13 protein-coding genes are annotated in these 14,227 nt (G+C 68.0%); 10 read left to right on the top strand and 3 right to left on the bottom strand.

Annotated elements, in window-relative coordinates; genetic code table 11:
* Nucleotides 1-93 precede the first annotated feature (93 nt).
* The gene (locus QF206_RS01755; protein ID WP_281487479.1) at nucleotides 94-702 is read right to left on the bottom strand and encodes a histidine phosphatase family protein; all 609 of its coding nucleotides are present in this window, start codon (nucleotides 700-702) and stop codon (nucleotides 94-96) included.
* Between the two features lie 394 nt (nucleotides 703-1,096).
* On the opposite strand from QF206_RS01755, the gene ftsY reads away from it, so the two are divergent.
* The 4 genes from ftsY to QF206_RS01775 all read left to right on the top strand — a co-directional run bounded on the left by ftsY (nucleotide 1,097) and on the right by QF206_RS01775 (nucleotide 6,616).
* Entirely contained in the window at nucleotides 1,097-1,972 is an 876-nt protein-coding gene (gene ftsY, locus QF206_RS01760; RefSeq protein ID WP_281487480.1) for a signal recognition particle-docking protein FtsY, read from the top strand.
* 336 nt (nucleotides 1,973-2,308) lie between these two features.
* Entirely contained in the window at nucleotides 2,309-4,033 is a 1,725-nt protein-coding gene (locus QF206_RS01765; protein WP_281487481.1) for an NCS1 family nucleobase:cation symporter-1, read from the top strand.
* Nucleotides 4,034-4,041: 8 nt separating this feature from the next.
* A complete protein-coding gene (locus QF206_RS01770) occupies nucleotides 4,042-5,151 on the top strand; it encodes an alcohol dehydrogenase catalytic domain-containing protein (RefSeq protein ID WP_281487482.1) in 1,110 nt (369 codons plus the stop codon).
* The gene (locus QF206_RS01775) at nucleotides 5,144-6,616 is read left to right on the top strand and encodes an aldehyde dehydrogenase family protein (RefSeq protein ID WP_281487483.1); all 1,473 of its coding nucleotides are present in this window, start codon (nucleotides 5,144-5,146) and stop codon (nucleotides 6,614-6,616) included. Before QF206_RS01770 ends, QF206_RS01775 begins: the two co-directional genes overlap by 8 nt.
* Nucleotides 6,617-6,671: 55 nt before the next feature.
* On the opposite strand, the gene QF206_RS01780 is transcribed toward QF206_RS01775, so the two are convergent.
* Nucleotides 6,672-8,120, bottom strand: coding sequence for an MFS transporter (locus QF206_RS01780; RefSeq protein ID WP_281487484.1), 1,449 nt, complete (start codon nucleotides 8,118-8,120; stop codon nucleotides 6,672-6,674).
* 113 nt (nucleotides 8,121-8,233) lie between these two features.
* Between QF206_RS01780 and ffh the strand changes: the two genes are divergently transcribed.
* Nucleotides 8,234-9,802, top strand: coding sequence for a signal recognition particle protein (gene ffh / locus QF206_RS01785; RefSeq protein WP_281487485.1), 1,569 nt, complete (start codon nucleotides 8,234-8,236; stop codon nucleotides 9,800-9,802).
* A 55-nt stretch (nucleotides 9,803-9,857) separates the two neighbouring features.
* On the top strand, nucleotides 9,858-10,682 hold the full coding sequence (locus QF206_RS01790; protein ID WP_281487486.1) for an LLM class F420-dependent oxidoreductase: 825 nt from the start codon (nucleotides 9,858-9,860) through the stop codon (nucleotides 10,680-10,682).
* An 81-nt stretch (nucleotides 10,683-10,763) separates the two neighbouring features.
* Here the strand turns inward: QF206_RS01790 and QF206_RS01795 are convergent, their stop codons facing one another.
* Nucleotides 10,764-11,888: a glutamate--cysteine ligase gene (locus QF206_RS01795; RefSeq protein WP_281487487.1), complete on the bottom strand. Its 1,125-nt coding sequence runs from the start codon at nucleotides 11,886-11,888 to the stop codon at nucleotides 10,764-10,766.
* A gap of 250 nt (nucleotides 11,889-12,138) precedes the next feature.
* Between QF206_RS01795 and rpsP the strand changes: the two genes are divergently transcribed.
* The 4 genes from rpsP to trmD are packed head-to-tail and all read left to right on the top strand — an operon-like array spanning nucleotide 12,139 to nucleotide 14,154.
* The gene (gene rpsP / locus QF206_RS01800) at nucleotides 12,139-12,579 is read left to right on the top strand and encodes a 30S ribosomal protein S16 (protein WP_281487488.1); all 441 of its coding nucleotides are present in this window, start codon (nucleotides 12,139-12,141) and stop codon (nucleotides 12,577-12,579) included.
* A gap of 4 nt (nucleotides 12,580-12,583) precedes the next feature.
* Nucleotides 12,584-12,820 carry an RNA-binding protein gene (locus tag QF206_RS01805; protein ID WP_281487489.1) on the top strand — a complete coding sequence of 79 codons (237 nt, stop codon included), beginning with the start codon at nucleotides 12,584-12,586 and terminating at the stop codon, nucleotides 12,818-12,820.
* A gap of 2 nt (nucleotides 12,821-12,822) precedes the next feature.
* Nucleotides 12,823-13,380 carry a ribosome maturation factor RimM gene (gene rimM, locus QF206_RS01810; RefSeq protein WP_281487490.1) on the top strand — a complete coding sequence of 186 codons (558 nt, stop codon included), beginning with the start codon at nucleotides 12,823-12,825 and terminating at the stop codon, nucleotides 13,378-13,380.
* A 57-nt stretch (nucleotides 13,381-13,437) separates the two neighbouring features.
* Complete coding sequence (gene trmD, locus QF206_RS01815) at nucleotides 13,438-14,154, top strand: tRNA (guanosine(37)-N1)-methyltransferase TrmD (RefSeq protein WP_281487491.1); 717 nt, start codon at nucleotides 13,438-13,440, stop codon at nucleotides 14,152-14,154.
* Nucleotides 14,155-14,227: the final 73 nt, after the last annotated feature.

Genomic DNA, 14,227 nt, shown 5'->3' on the forward strand with positions numbered 1-14,227 from the left:
GGCGCGCGTTCACCGCTTCGGAGAGAGTTGCTTCCCCGGCCGTTGTGGTGAACTCTGGCCGGGGCGCCCGGCTTGCGCTTGCGGATGCCGCGGCTAGAACGACTCGATGTGTGCGGGCACTCGCGGGTCGCCGAGGGGCAGGCCGTTCACGCTGAGCACGACCCAATCGCCGTCGCGGTACTCGACCGTCGACAGCACGCCGTTGTGCACCCGGCCCACCGGGTGTCCTGCGAGCTCGCCGAGCGTCAACCGGATGAGCGTGCCGTGGCAGACGACGACCACATCGGAGCCGTCGTGGCGCTCGGCGATCCGGTCGAGTGCCACCACGCCGCGCGTGACGACCGAGTCGACCGGTTCGACGCCGGGGATCATGGTGCGGCGCGCCCACTTCGCGTCGATCTCTCGGATTGTCATCCCCTCGGCCTCGCCGTAGTGCCGCTCGACCAATTCGGGCATGTCTTCGCCGAGGGGCACGTCGAGCCGCGACGCGATGATGCTTGCAGTCTCGTGGGCCCGCTGCAGGGGCGAGCTGATGATGGTCGACCACGCCGAGGCGCCGTATGCGGCGGCATCCGAGAGAACCTCCGCAGCGGTCACCGCTTGGGCGCGGCCGACCTCATTGAGCGGGATGTCGCTGGAGCCCTGCATCCGATCCTCGGCATTCCAATCGGTCTGGCCGTGACGAACAAGGGCGATGATCATGCCTCCATGATGCCCGAGCGGCCTGAACGATCGGTCAGCACGCTGGAGCTAGGAGCGAGGATCATTTCTGATCCTCGCCGCGACGCCAGTGCCGAGCGCCGTCTCGGCGCTCGGTTCCAGACGTTGGAGCTCAAAGCGAGGATCATTTCTCATCCTCGCCGCGACGCCAGTGCCGAGCGCCGTCTCGGCGCTCGGTTCCAGACGTTGGAGCTCAAAGCGAGGATCATTTCTCATCCTCGCCGCGACGCCAGTGCCGAGCGCCGTCTCGGCGCTCGGTTCCAGACGTTGGAGCTCAAAGCGAGGATCATTTCTGATCCTCGCTTTGTCCGAGCGCCGTCTCGGCGCTCGGTTCCGGACGCCGAGACCAGGGGCAGCGTTGCCCTAGCCTGGACGCATGGCTGAACGCACCCCCTGGTCGCTGTCCGGTGCCCTGCGCGGCATGTTCGCCCGCAAGACCATCGACGACGACACCTGGGAGGAACTCGAAGACGCCTTGATCGGCGCCGATTTCGGCCCCGACACCACCGAGGCGATCGTCGAGCACCTTCGAGAGCAGGTTGCGAAGTACCGCACGACCGACCCGGCAGACCTGAAGCGGATGCTGCGCGAGACCGTCGAGGAACGCCTCGCCCAATACGACACCACTCTGACACTCAGCAACCGCCCCGCCGTCGTGCTCGTCGTCGGCGTCAATGGCGTGGGCAAGACCACGACGATCGGCAAGTTCGCCAGGTTCCTCGTCGGGCATGGCCGGAGCGTGCTGGTGGGCGCCGCCGACACGTTCCGCGCCGCGGCGGTGGAGCAACTGGCGACATGGAGCGAGCGGGCCGGGGCCCAGATCGTGCGACCGCAGCACGAAGGGCAGGACCCGGCATCCGTCGCCTACCAGACGGTTGAACGCGCCCGCGCCACCGGAGCCGAGATCGTGCTGATCGACACCGCCGGTCGACTCCAGACGAAGGCCGGCCTCATGGACGAGCTCTCGAAGGTGCGCCGCGTCGTCGAGAAGCTCGAGCCGATCGCGGAGGTGCTGCTCGTGCTCGATGCCACGACTGGGCAGAACGGCGTCTCACAGGCGCAGGCCTTCATCGAGCACGCCGGCGTGACCGGGCTCGTGATCACCAAGCTCGACGGTTCAGCAAAGGGCGGGTTCGTACTGGCGGTGCAGGAGAAGACCGGCATCCCGATCAAGCTCATCGGCCAGGGTGAGGGCATCGGTGACCTCACCGGCTTCACTCCTCACGTGTACGCGCAGAAGCTCGTCGGCTGAGCTCGGCCGCTTTCGCTGCTGCTGCTGCTGCCGCTGCGTCTCGTTCGTTGTGGCCCGCCCGTTGCACAGCGCGCTGCTCATGGCGCCGCCCGAAGTTCAAGGCCGCGGAATCCGTCATTCGGCCGCATCGACCTGCCTCGCGGCAGCGATCGCGGAGCCCGAGGAGTCTCTCCCGCAGCCCGGGCACCCGCGCGAATGCACGGTTTCCCGACGCGTGCGTGTCAAGTTGCGTGAAAAGTGAACCAGTGGTTCGCTAGTTGAACCTAAGAGTCAAGGAGGATTCGATGCTGCGTCGCGCAGGGACGATCGCACGCCCGGTGAGGTCATTCGACTGAGATGGGGACGAACAAGGCGATCATTGAAGACAAAGCCGGCCGCGTCGAGCTGACGACGACCGCCAATATCGAGGTCAGCAAGCTGTACAACCACGACCTCGCGCCAGTCCCGTTCAAGGGGCGCACGTGGCACACCTACAACTACGCCGCGCTGTGGATGAGCATCGCGCACGGCATCCCGACGTACTACCTCGCAAGCGGGCTCATCGATATGGGCATGAGCTGGGTGCAGGCGGTCATCACCGTCGGGCTCGGCAATCTCATCGTGATGATCCCGCTGCTGTTGAACAGCCATGCCGGGGCCAAGTACGGCATCCCCTTCCCGGTCTTCGCGCGGACGGCCTTCGGAGCGCTCGGCGCCAACGTGCCTGCGCTCATCCGGGCCATCTCGGCCTGCGGATGGTTCGGCATCCAGACGTGGGTCGGAGGTCAGGCGATCCACACGCTGTGCGGTGTCTTCTTCGGATCGTGGTGGTCGGATGCCGAGCGCTTCGGCGGGCACCCGTGGACCCTCTGGCTCTCGTTCGCGGTGTTCTGGCTGCTGCAGATGGCCCTCGTGCTGCGCGGCATCGAGTCGATCCGCAAGCTCGAGAACTTCGCCGCACCGCTGATCCTCGTGGTCGCCGGCATCCTCATGGTCTGGGTCATGAACCTCGCCGGCGGCCTCGGTCCGATGGCATCGGCGCCATCGGAGCTCGGATGGGGCGCCGGCTTCTGGACGATCTTCCCTGGCGCGCTGATGGGCATGATCGCGTACTTCGCCACGATGTCGGTCAACATCTCCGACTTCACTCGCTTCGCGAAGAGCCAGAAGGCGCAGGTCGTCGGTCAGTCCGTGGGCCTCACGCCGACGATCGTCGCGTTCACCACCATCGGGGCGCTCACCACCTCTGCGACCGTCGAGGTGTGGGGACGTCCGATCTGGGATCCGGTGGAGCTCGTCGGCCTCATCCCGAACGCTCTGGCCGTGCTCTTCAGCCTCTTCTGCATCATCGTCGCCACGGTGGCGGTCAATGTCGCCGCGAACACGGTCGGCCCTGCCTACGACTTCTCGAACGCCTTCCCGCGCTACGTCTCGTTCAAAATGGGCGGCATCATCACGGGCGTCATCGCGATCCTGATGCAGCCGTGGAACCTGCTCGCCAGCCCGAACCTCTACATCTTCGTGTGGCTCGGTCTCACCGGTGCGTTCCTCGGCTCGGTCGCCGGCATCCTGGTCGCGGAGTACTGGATCATCAGGCGCCGCTACCTCGCCGTGGAAGAGCTGTACCAGCGCGGGAGCCGCTACGAGTACCGTCGCGGCTTCAACTGGCGGGCGCTGACGGCGATGGCGATCGCGCTGCTGCTCTCGGTCGGCGGCGCCTATTCCGCTGGCGGCACCGGCGGTCCGTTCCCTGAGGCGGGGCTCATCCCGCTGCTGAAGCCGCTGTACGACTACAACTGGGCTGTCGCGTTCATCAGCGGACTCCTGATCCACTGGCTGCTCGCCCGTGCGTTCCCGCCTGCCTCGCTCTCGCTCGACGCCGCCGATCGCGCGGCCGGGGTCGCCGGTGCGGCGCTCCCTGGTGCCGCCGCGGGGGAGCGCATTGCGGCGGATGCCGGTGCTGCGCGCCCGGTGACCGAGGATGCCGAGCAGACCGCCGATGCCGAGCAGACCGCCGTTGGCGAGGACGCGACCGCCACGGCGGCGGGGCCGGCCCACGAGCTCGTCACCAGCAAGCAATAAGGAGCACCATGAAGACCCAAGCAGCGCTCATGCTGGCGCCGGGGGAGGACTGGACGGTCACTGAGATCGACCTGGCGCCACCGCAGGCCGGCGAAGTGCTCGTCGAGTTCACCCATGCCGGGTTGTGCTTCTCAGACGAGCACCTCCGCCACGGAGGGCTCGGAGACCTGCCGGCCGTCGGCGGGCACGAAGGCGCCGGCATCATCCGCGAGGTCGGCGAAGGCGTGACGGGCCTCGCCGTCGGCGACCACGTCGCGGCCTCGTTCATCCCGGCGTGCGGGCGTTGCGACTGGTGCGTGACAGGCCACTCGAACCTCTGCTCGAGCGCCGCGAACAGCCCCGGTACGGCCGACCCGGCGACGTTCCGGTTCTCGCACGACGGCGAACCGGTTCCCGCGAACTGCGGGCTGGGAACCTTCGCACGCTACTCCGTGGTGTCGGCGAAGACGATGGTCAAGGTCAACCCGGTCGTGCCGCTCGAGGTCGTGGCGGTCGTGAGCTGCGGCGTGCTCACCGGCTGGGGCGCCGCAGTGCACTCGGCCGAGGTGCGCGTCGGCGACACGGTGGTCGTGATCGGTGCGGGCGGCGTGGGGATCAACGCCGCCCAGGGCGCGAAGTTCGCCGGGGCCAGGCACGTCGTCATGATCGACATGAACCCTGCGAAGCTCGAGTTCGCGCGTCAGTTCGGCGCCACGGCCGAGTTCACCTCGACCGATGAAGCCGGCGCCTTCGTGCGCAGCGTGAACCCGGTGGCTGATGGGGCGGATGTCGTCATCGTCGCCACTGGCAACACGACCGAACCGATCGTCACGGCCGCGTACGGCCTGCTCGGCAAGCGCGGGCGCCTCGTCCTCGCCGGCATGTCGCAAGACGTGTTCGACAAGAACGTGCAACTGCCCGGCACCCAGATCATCTTCAAGGAGCAGACGATCAAGGGGACCATCTACGGCTCGTGCAACCCGCGCCACGAGATCCCGATCATCCTCGACCTGTACGCGCAGGGCCGCATCAAGCTCGACGAACTCGTCTCGGCGCAGTACGCGCTCGAAGACATCAACGAAGGCTTCGCCGATCTGCGCGCGGGCAAGAACCTGAGAGGAGTCGTGGCACATGCCTGAGGCCACGCTGAGCATCGTCGAACGCGACGAGCTGTACATCGGCGGCGATTGGACCGCACCAGAGACTTCCGCTCGCCACGAGATCGTGGACTCGACCACCGAGGCAGTGGTCGGCTCATACGCGGTCGCGGGGCGAGCGGATGTGGATCGAGCCGTCGCCGCCGCGAACGCCGCGCTGAACGACAGGGACGGCTGGGGCGGCTACGGGCCGGCCGAACGAGCGGCCGTCATGCGCCGGTTCGCCGACGCGATCGAGCGCCGGCGCGACGCGCTCGGCGAGCTCATCACACGGGAGGTCGGCACGCCGTTCGGACGCGCCCGCGGCGCCAACGCCGACACCGCCGCGGCGCTGTTGCGCTTCTACGCCGACGTCATCGAGCGATCGCCGGTCGAGGATCTGCGCCCCGCAGGCGTCGGCCACTCACTCGTCCGGCGGGAGCCGATCGGTGTGGTCGCCATGATCGCACCCTGGAACTACCCGCTCAGCACGCTGTTCTTCAAGCTGGCGCCAGCACTCGCGGCTGGCTGCACCGCTGTCGTCAAGCCGGCGACCATGACCGCGCTGAACTCCTTCCTCGTCGCTGAGGCGGCGGCAGAGGCCGGCGTTCCTGCCGGCGTCGTGAACATCGTGCCGACCGACCGCGAGACTGGCGACCACCTCGTCACTCACCCGGGCGTGCAGAAGGTGGCGTTCACGGGCTCCACGGATGTGGGGCGTCACATCGGCGGGCTGGCCGGCCAGCACCTGAAGGCGGTGACACTCGAACTCGGCGGCAAGTCGGCGGCACTGCTGCTCGAAGACGCATCCATCGAGAAGTTCGTGGAGCACCTGCACGAGTTGAGCTTCGCCAACAACGGGCAGACCTGCACGAACAACACCAGGTTGATCGTGCCCGCCGCGATCTACGACGATGTGGTGGCCGCCGTCACCGAGACCGTAAGGTCATGGCCGGTCGGCCATCCGATGGACCGCGAAACGGTCGTCGGCCCTGTCGTGAGCCGCGCGCACAAGGCGTCGATCGAGCGGTACTACGAGATCGCGAAGACGGAGGGCACCCGGGCGACGATCGGTGGCGGTTCGGCCGAGGGCACCGGGTTCTTCGTCCAGCCGACGGTCTTCGTCGATGTGTCGCCCGAGATGACGATGTTCCGCGAGGAGCTCTTCGGTCCCGCCGTCTCGATCACGAAGTACAGCGGCGATGTGGAGGAGGGGCTCGCGATCGCGAACGACTCGCGCTATGGGCTCTCCGGCGCGGTGTTCAGCGAGAACGAATCGCTCGCGCTCGACTCCGCGCGTCGCCTCGAGACAGGCACGGTCGGCTTCAACATGGCGAACTTCGACATCGGAGCGCCGTTCGGCGGGCGGAAGGACTCCGGCGTCGGGTTCGAACTCGGGGCAGAGGCGATCACCGCCTATCTGCACTACAAGACGATCTTCACGCCCGTCGTCCCCGCCGGGTTCTGATCCGCGCCGGTTACGGCGCCGCTTGCAAGGGGCGGTCGCTCGAAGACCCACTGGGTCAGTCCTCGAGCGGCCGCCCCTTTCGCTCGGCCAGCAGCAGCGCGCCCACAGCCGCGATCACGAACACCGCTCCGAAGACCCCGAACAGCAGTGGCGATCCGCCGGCCGCGCTGAGCAGGGGCACTGACAGCGGCGCGAGGATCGCTCCGATCCTCCCGACACCGGCCGCCCAGCCGGCACCCGTTCCCCGCAGCCGGGTCGGGTAGAGCTCCGGCGTCACCGCGTAGAGCGCACCCCACGCGCCCAGATTGAAGAACGACAGCAGGCAGCCGAACGTCAAGATCCAAACGTCGGTGGTCGCAGTGCCGAACAGTGCGGCGGATGCCGCTGAGCCGGCCAGGAACACGGTGAGCGTCGCTCGCCGCCCCCACACCTCGATGAGCCAGGCAGCCACGGCGTAGCCCGGCAGCTGAGCGAGCGTGATGATCAGCGTGAACCCGACCGAGCGGACGAGCGAGAAGCCCGAGTTGAACAGGATCGTCGGCAGCCAGATGAACGCGCCGTAGTACGAGAAGTTCACGCAGAACCACACGACCCAGAGCGGCACCGTGCGGCGGAGCATGCCCGGACTGAACAGGCCACCGAGCCGCGTCGTCTGAGTCGCGGCGCCCGGCCCGACACCGGCCGAGCGCGCATCGGTGGAGTGGGCAATGGTGGAGTGCGCATCCGCCGCATCAGCGGCATCCGCGCTGCTCGTCACGGCGTTCGGCTCGGCAACGCTGAGGCGTGTGCCGCGGTCGGCTGCCGCATCCGCTTCGTGCCCGACACCTGCAGACTCCTCGAAGGAGCGCACGACAGCCTCTGCCTCCTCGTGACGACCCCGCGTCTCGAGGAATCGCACCGACTCCGGCAGCCTCCACCGCACGACGATGGCGTAGAAGGCCGGCACCACTCCGATCGCGAGCGCCCAACGCCAGCCGTCGTCGCTCGAGGGCACGAGAAACGCTCCGATGAGGGCGGCGGCGAGCCAGCCCGCGGCCCAGAACGCTTCGAGCAGCACCACCACGCGACCCCGGATGCGGGCGGGCGCCAGTTCGCTCACCAGGGTCGAGGCCACCGGCAACTCGGCGCCGAGGCCGAGACCGACGATGAACCGGAGAGCCACTAGCAGCGCCACCGACCAGGCGAGCGCGCTGACTCCCGTCGCGATCCCGAAGACCAGCAGGGTGAGCGCGAACACCTGCCGCCGGCCGAGTCGATCGGCCAGGAGACCGCCGAGACTCGCGCCGATCGCCATGCCGACGGCGCTCGCGGTGGCGATCCACGACTGCTCGCCAGGAGTGATCTGCCAGGTGGCGGCCAGTGCCACCAGCACGTACGACAGCAGCCCGACATCCATGGCGTCGAGCGCCCAGCCGATGCCCGAGCCGACAAGGAGACGGCGATGCCGGCTGGTGAACGGAAGACGATCGAGACGTTCGGTGCGCGTGAGCGCTGGTGCAGGCATGCGTGTCACCGTACTGCACGCCGAACCGCCCGAAGCGCCGCGGGGAGACGTCGGCCCGCAGCCTGGTCCGGTTCCCGATCCGCCGATGCCCGCTCCCGTAGACTGGCTGCATCATGGCTGTTTTTGGCACGCTCTCCGACCGGCTCGCCGATACGTTCAAGAACCTTCGCAGTAAGGGGAAGCTGAGCGCCGCCGATGTCGACGGCACGGTGCGCGAGATCCGTCGCGCCCTCCTCGACGCCGACGTGGCCCTCGACGTCGTCAAGGCGTTCACGACCCGCGTGCGCGAACGCGCGCTCGGCGACGAGGTCAACCGCGCGCTCAACCCCGCCCAGCAGGTCGTGCAGATCGTCAACGACGAGCTGATCCAGATCCTCGGCGGTCAGCAGCGTCGGCTCGAGTTCGCGAAGAACCCGCCCACCGTGATCATGCTCGCCGGCCTGCAAGGTGCTGGAAAGACGACGCTCGCCGGCAAGCTCGCGAAGTGGCTGGCCGAGCAGCAGCACACGCCGATGCTCGTCGCAGCAGACCTCCAGCGGCCGAACGCGGTCACCCAGTTGCAGATCGTCGGTGAGCAGGCGGGCGTGCCCGTGTTCGCGCCGGAGCCCGGGAACGGCGTCGGCGACCCGGTGAAGGTCGCGAAGAACGCGATCAAGCACGCGATCGACAAGCAGCACGACGTGGTCATCGTCGACACCGCGGGCCGGCTCGGCGTCGACGCCGAGATGATGAAGCAGGCGCGCGACATCCGCAAGGCCATCGATCCAGACGAGGTGCTCTTCGTCATCGACGCCATGATCGGTCAGGATGCCGTGGCCACGGCCAAGGCGTTCCAGGAAGGCGTCGACTTCACCGGCGTCGTGCTGTCGAAGCTCGACGGCGACGCACGCGGCGGTGCCGCCCTCTCGGTGGCCAGTGTGACCGGGCGCCCGATCATCTTCGCCTCGACCGGTGAGGGGCTGAGCGACTTCGAGCCCTTCCACCCCGACCGCATGGCGAGCCGCATCCTCGACCTCGGTGACATCCTCACGCTCATCGAACAGGCGCAGAAGCAGTTCGACGAGGAAGAGGCGCGCAAGGTCGCCGAGAAGCTCGCGAGCGACACCTTCACGCTCGAAGACTTCCTCGCCCAGATGCAGCAGGTCAAGAAGATGGGCTCGCTGAAGGGCATGCTCAGCATGCTGCCCGGGGCCAAGGGCATGCGTGAGCAGCTGGAGAACTTCGATGAGCGCGAGATCACGCGCACCGAGGCGATCATCCAATCGATGACGATCGCCGAGCGACGAAACCCCAAGCTCCTCAACGGCTCCCGCAGGCTTCGCATCGCGAAGGGCTCCGGCATGACGGTCACCGATGTGAACCAGCTCGTCGCACGCTTCGAGCAGGCCGCGAAGATGATGAAGACCGTCGCCCGCGGCGGGGTGCCGCAGGTGCCGGGAATGGGGCCGATCCCCGGGGGATTCGGCGGCGGGCGCGGCAAGGCCGCGAAGGCGAAGGGCAAGAAGAAGGGCGGCTCGCGGTCGGGGAACCCGGCGAAGCGCGCAGCCGAAGAAGCAGCCCGCGCGACCGGCGTGACCCCGGGTGCAGGAGGCGGATCCGGCTTCGGCCTCGGGGGCGCGGCGGGTGCTGGCGGGCCGAGCGCCGAAGAGCTCGAGTCGCTGCAGAAGCTCCTCGGTCGCTGAGTGTCGAAAGCTGAGTGTCGAAAGCTGAGTGTCGAGAGCTGAGCATCGAGAGCCGATGAGCAACGGCATCCGTGAGGCAGCGCGCCCCGATCGTCCGCTTCGCATCGCGGTGCAGCTCGCGCCTGAGCACGCCCGGTATTCGACGATCCGCGACGCGGTGGCTCGCCTCGAGGACATGGGCGTTGATGTGCTCTTCAACTGGGACCACTTCTTTCCGCTCACTGGAGACCGCGACGGATTGCACTTCGAGGCGTGGACGATGGTGGCCGCGTGGGCCGAGCAGACGTCGCGCGTCGAGTTCGGCTCGCTTGTGAGCTGCAATTCGTACCGCAACGCGAATCTGCAGGCCGATATGGCGCGCACCATCGACCACATCAGTGCCCGTGACGGCGGCCAGGGTCGGTTCATCTTCGGCACCGGAGCCGGATGGTTCGAGCGCGACTATGACGAGTACGGCTTCGAGTTCGGCACCCCGGGCTCGCGCTTGAATGCCCTCGCCCGCGACATGCCGGTGATCGAGCAGCGCTGGGCCAAGCTCAACCCGCCGCCGACTCGCCGCATCCCGGTGCTGATCGGTGGCGGGGGAGTGCGCAAGACGCTTCGAATCGTGGCCGAGCACGCCGACATCTGGCACAGTTTCAGCAGCCCTGAGGTGCTCGCTGAGAAGCTGCAGGTGCTTCGGATGCACGCCGACGCGGTCGGTCGGGATGTCTCGGAGATCGAGGTCTCCGTCGAACTGCGGCGGGCGAGCGATGCGGATGCCGACGCCCTGCTCGACCTCGGTGCGACCTTCTTCACGATCGGCCTCCGCGGCCCCGAGTACGACTTCGAGAAGGTCGCTCGCTGGCTCCGCTGGCGCGACGAGCGCTCGCGCGGCTGAGTCGGCTTCCCCGCGCGGCTGGGCGGGGCGCGGCTTGGTCCCCTCCGGTGCCGCAGGTGATCGTCGGCCGGCGCACCGGGCTCATGCCAGTCCTGCGCGCAACTCCTCGATGAGCGAGTCGACGACCGACCGCCCGCGGTCGGTGCTGTCGGTCGCGACCCGGCGCTGCCGCTCGTAGCCGGCACCCCGCTGCATGATCCGCTCTGCGCCCGCGAGCTCGTCTGCGCAATCGAGTTCCTCGGCGATCGGCGCCAGACGCTGGCACAGCGCCGCGATCGCCGATCGTGCCGGCCGGCTCGACCCGGCGGCATCCTCGATGATGTTCGCGTCGAGTCCGTAGCGGGCGGCGCGCCACTTGTTCTCGCGCCAGAACCAATGGGGCAACGGCTCCACGGTCTCTCCGGCGTCGAGTCGTCGCATCGTCTCCTCTGCGAGGCATTGGGTGAGCGCCGCCATGGTGCCCACCTCTTCGATCGTCGCGACCCCGTCGGGGATGCGGTTCTCCACGGTGCCGAGCTTCGGCGAGGGGCGCACGTCCCAGCGCAGCTCGCTGGAGTCCTCGATCGCCTGGCAGCCCACGAGATCCTCCACCATCCGCTCGAACTCCTCATAGCGCTCGAAGCGCGGTGGCAGCCCAGCGATCGGCAGCAGTTGGTAGATCAGCGCCCGGTTGGAGGCGTAGCCGGTGTCGTCGCCCTGCCAGAACGGGCTCGACGCGGACAGCGCCTGGAAGTGTGCGAAGTGGTCGATGAGCACGTTCATGACGGGTATCACCGCCTCTGCGCGGTCGACGCCGACGTGCACGTGCACGCCCCAGATCATCATCTGCCGAGCCCACCATTGCGACCGATCGAGCACGCGCTGGTAGCGGTCCTTACCGGGCGTGACCTGTTGCCGGTCCCAGCGGCTGAACGGATGCGTGGCGCCGCAGACGAGCTCGACACCGAGCTCACGCGCCACCGGTTGCGCGCGGTCGATGAGCGACACCAGATCCGCGACCGCATCCCGCACCCGGCGGTGCGCCGAACTCGCCAATTCGATGGTGTTGGTCAGGAACTCCGTCGTGAGGCGCGGATAGCCGTCGTACCCCTCGGTGCGCCGCAGCAACTCTGCCGCGAGAGGGCTGAGCTCCCGGGTCTCGGCATCCACGCAGGCCAATTCCCACTCGATGCCGATGGTCGAACGCTCTGAACTCGCGAAGGTCACTGCCACACTCGATTGTGACGTGGGCGGATGCCGGTGGCCATGCGACTGCACTGTCTCTTCTCCGACTGGGCCACCCGCATCGGGCGGCGAACGTCGTGGTTCGCCGCAGCCCGCTGGATCTGGCAGAATGGATAGCCGAGTTGCGGCTCGCCCGACCCTCTATCAGGCGCCCGCAGCACCACGAGCTTTCGCCGAGAGTGCCCCCACGCCTGCGGCTCCAGTTCACACCACGCAAATACTCAGGAGAATTGTGGCTGTCAAGATCCGTCTCAAGCGCCTCGGAAAGATCCGTGCGCCGTACTACCGCATCGTCGTCGCAGACTCGCGCACCAAGCGCGACGGTCGCGTGATCGAAGAGATCGGCAAGTACCACCCCACCGAGGAGCCCTCGTTCATCGAGGTCGACTCGGAGCGCGCCCAGTACTGGCTCGGCGTCGGTGCTCAGCCCACCGAGCAGGTGCTCGCGCTGCTGAAGCTCAGCGGCGACTGGGGCAAGTTCAAGGGCGAGAAGGACGCGAAGAGCTCCATCAAGCCCGTCGAGGCCAAGGCTCAGTTCGTCGCCGACGAGAAGAAGAAGGCCGTGCTCAAGCCGAAGAGCGAGAAGGCTGAGCAGCCGAAGGCCGAGGCACCCGCAGCCGACGACGCCGCTGAGGTGCCCGCGGCCGAGGGCACCGAAGAGGGCCAGGCCTAGTCCAGTGCTGTCCTCTGCGCTCGAGCACCTCGTTTCGGGGATCGTCGACCACCCCGATCAGGTGCAGGTCGCGTCGAAGAGCTCACCGCGCGGCGAGGTCCTCGAGGTGCGCGTGCACCCCGAGGACCTCGGCCGTGTGATCGGCCGCGGCGGGCGCACCGCGAAGGCGCTGCGCACGCTCGTGGCCGCTCTCGCCGATGGTCGTCGTGTGCGTGTCGACGTCATCGACACCGACTCCTAGTCGTGGCGGCGTCATCGAAGAAGCCCGACCGCACGCAGCTTCGCGTCGGCCGGCTGGTGAAAGCGCACGGGCTCAAGGGCGCGCTGAAGCTCGAGCTGTACACCGACGAGCCCGAGCGACGCTTCGTGCCGGGCGCCTCCTTCACGCTCCAGGTGCCGAGCACCTCGCCGTGGCATGGCAAGACGATCGAGCTCACCGAGCTCCGCTGGTACAACGGCCAGCCGGTCGCCTTCTTCGAGGGCGTCACCGATCGCACCGCGGCTGAGACTCTCGTGCGTGCGATCCTGTGGATCGACCAGAGCAGCGATGAGCTGCCCGCCGAGGAAGACGCCTGGTACGACCACCAGCTGGTCGGTCTGCAGGTGCGCCGCGACGGAGCCCCGGTCGGCACCGTCGCGCGAGTCGAGCACCTGCCCGCACAAGACCTGCTCGTCGTCGACACCGGCGATCGCGAAGTGATGGTCCCATTCGTGAAGGCCATCGTGCCGTCGGTCGATATCGAGGCTGGGTTCGTCGAGATCACGCCCCCTTCCGGGCTCTTCGAAGACGCCGCAGAGTGACGCCCCGGCACGCTGCCGTGTACCCGCGCAACGACCGGGCAGTCTAGGGTCGATATCGTGCGCATCGATATCGTCTCGATCTTTCCCGAGTTCTTCGATGTGCTCGACATCTCATTGCTCGGCAAGGCGCGCCGGGCAGGACTCATCGAGCTCGGCGTGCACGATCTCCGCGATTTCACGCATGACCGCCACCGCACTGTCGACGACACACCGTACGGCGGCGGCGCCGGGATGGTGATGAAGCCGGAGCCATGGGGCGAGGCGTTCGATGAGATCATCGGCGACCCCGGCGGTGAGGCGGAGCAGGATGCTGCTGCATCCGGCCCTCTCGTCATCTTCCCCTCGCCTGCGGGCCTGCAGTTCAACCAGGCGATGGCGAGGGAACTCGCCGCGGAGCAGCACCTGGTCTTCGCCTGCGGCCGGTACGAGGGCATCGACCAGCGCGTGGTCGAGCACACCGCCACTCGCGCGAGGGTGCGCCTCGTGAGCCTCGGCGACTACGTGCTCAACGGCGGCGAGGTGGCAGCCATGGCGATGATCGAGGCGATCGGCAGGCTCATCCCTGGCGTGGTCGGCAACCCCGAGAGCCTGGTCGAGGAGAGCCACGAGTCAGGGCTGCTCGAGTACCCGAGCTACACCAAGCCCGCGAGCTGGCGGGGCTTCGACGTTCCGCCGGTGCTGCTGAGCGGCAACCACGCGGCCGTGGCTGCATGGCGTCACGAGCAGCAGCTCGAGCGCACGCGCCAGGTGCGGCCAGACTTGCTGCCCGGCTGAGCCGCAGCCGGGCCGGTACAGCGCCCAGCAGTAACCGCTCTTCCAGAGGCCCTGCCGTTCGAGAGACACTGCC

The sequence above is a fragment of the Ruicaihuangia caeni genome, from assembly GCF_029952955.1.
GTDB classification, from domain to species: Bacteria; Actinomycetota; Actinomycetes; order Actinomycetales; family Microbacteriaceae; genus Ruicaihuangia; species Ruicaihuangia caeni.

What these genes read in the sequence shown, in the direction of transcription:
- ftsY (WP_281487480.1), top strand. Translation starts at nt 1,097, where the DNA reads ATGGCTGAACGCACCCCCTGGTCGCTGTCCGGTGCCCTGCGCGGCATG.
- QF206_RS01775 (WP_281487483.1), top strand. Translation starts at nt 5,144, where the DNA reads ATGCCTGAGGCCACGCTGAGCATCGTCGAACGCGACGAGCTGTACATC.
- ffh (WP_281487485.1), top strand. Translation starts at nt 8,234, where the DNA reads ATGGCTGTTTTTGGCACGCTCTCCGACCGGCTCGCCGATACGTTCAAG.
- QF206_RS01765 (WP_281487481.1), top strand. Translation starts at nt 2,309, where the DNA reads ATGGGGACGAACAAGGCGATCATTGAAGACAAAGCCGGCCGCGTCGAG.
- QF206_RS01755 (WP_281487479.1), bottom strand. Translation starts at nt 702, where the DNA reads ATGATCATCGCCCTTGTTCGTCACGGCCAGACCGATTGGAATGCCGAG.
- QF206_RS01780 (WP_281487484.1), bottom strand. Translation starts at nt 8,120, where the DNA reads ATGCCTGCACCAGCGCTCACGCGCACCGAACGTCTCGATCGTCTTCCG.
- QF206_RS01790 (WP_281487486.1), top strand. Translation starts at nt 9,858, where the DNA reads ATGAGCAACGGCATCCGTGAGGCAGCGCGCCCCGATCGTCCGCTTCGC.
- QF206_RS01770 (WP_281487482.1), top strand. Translation starts at nt 4,042, where the DNA reads ATGAAGACCCAAGCAGCGCTCATGCTGGCGCCGGGGGAGGACTGGACG.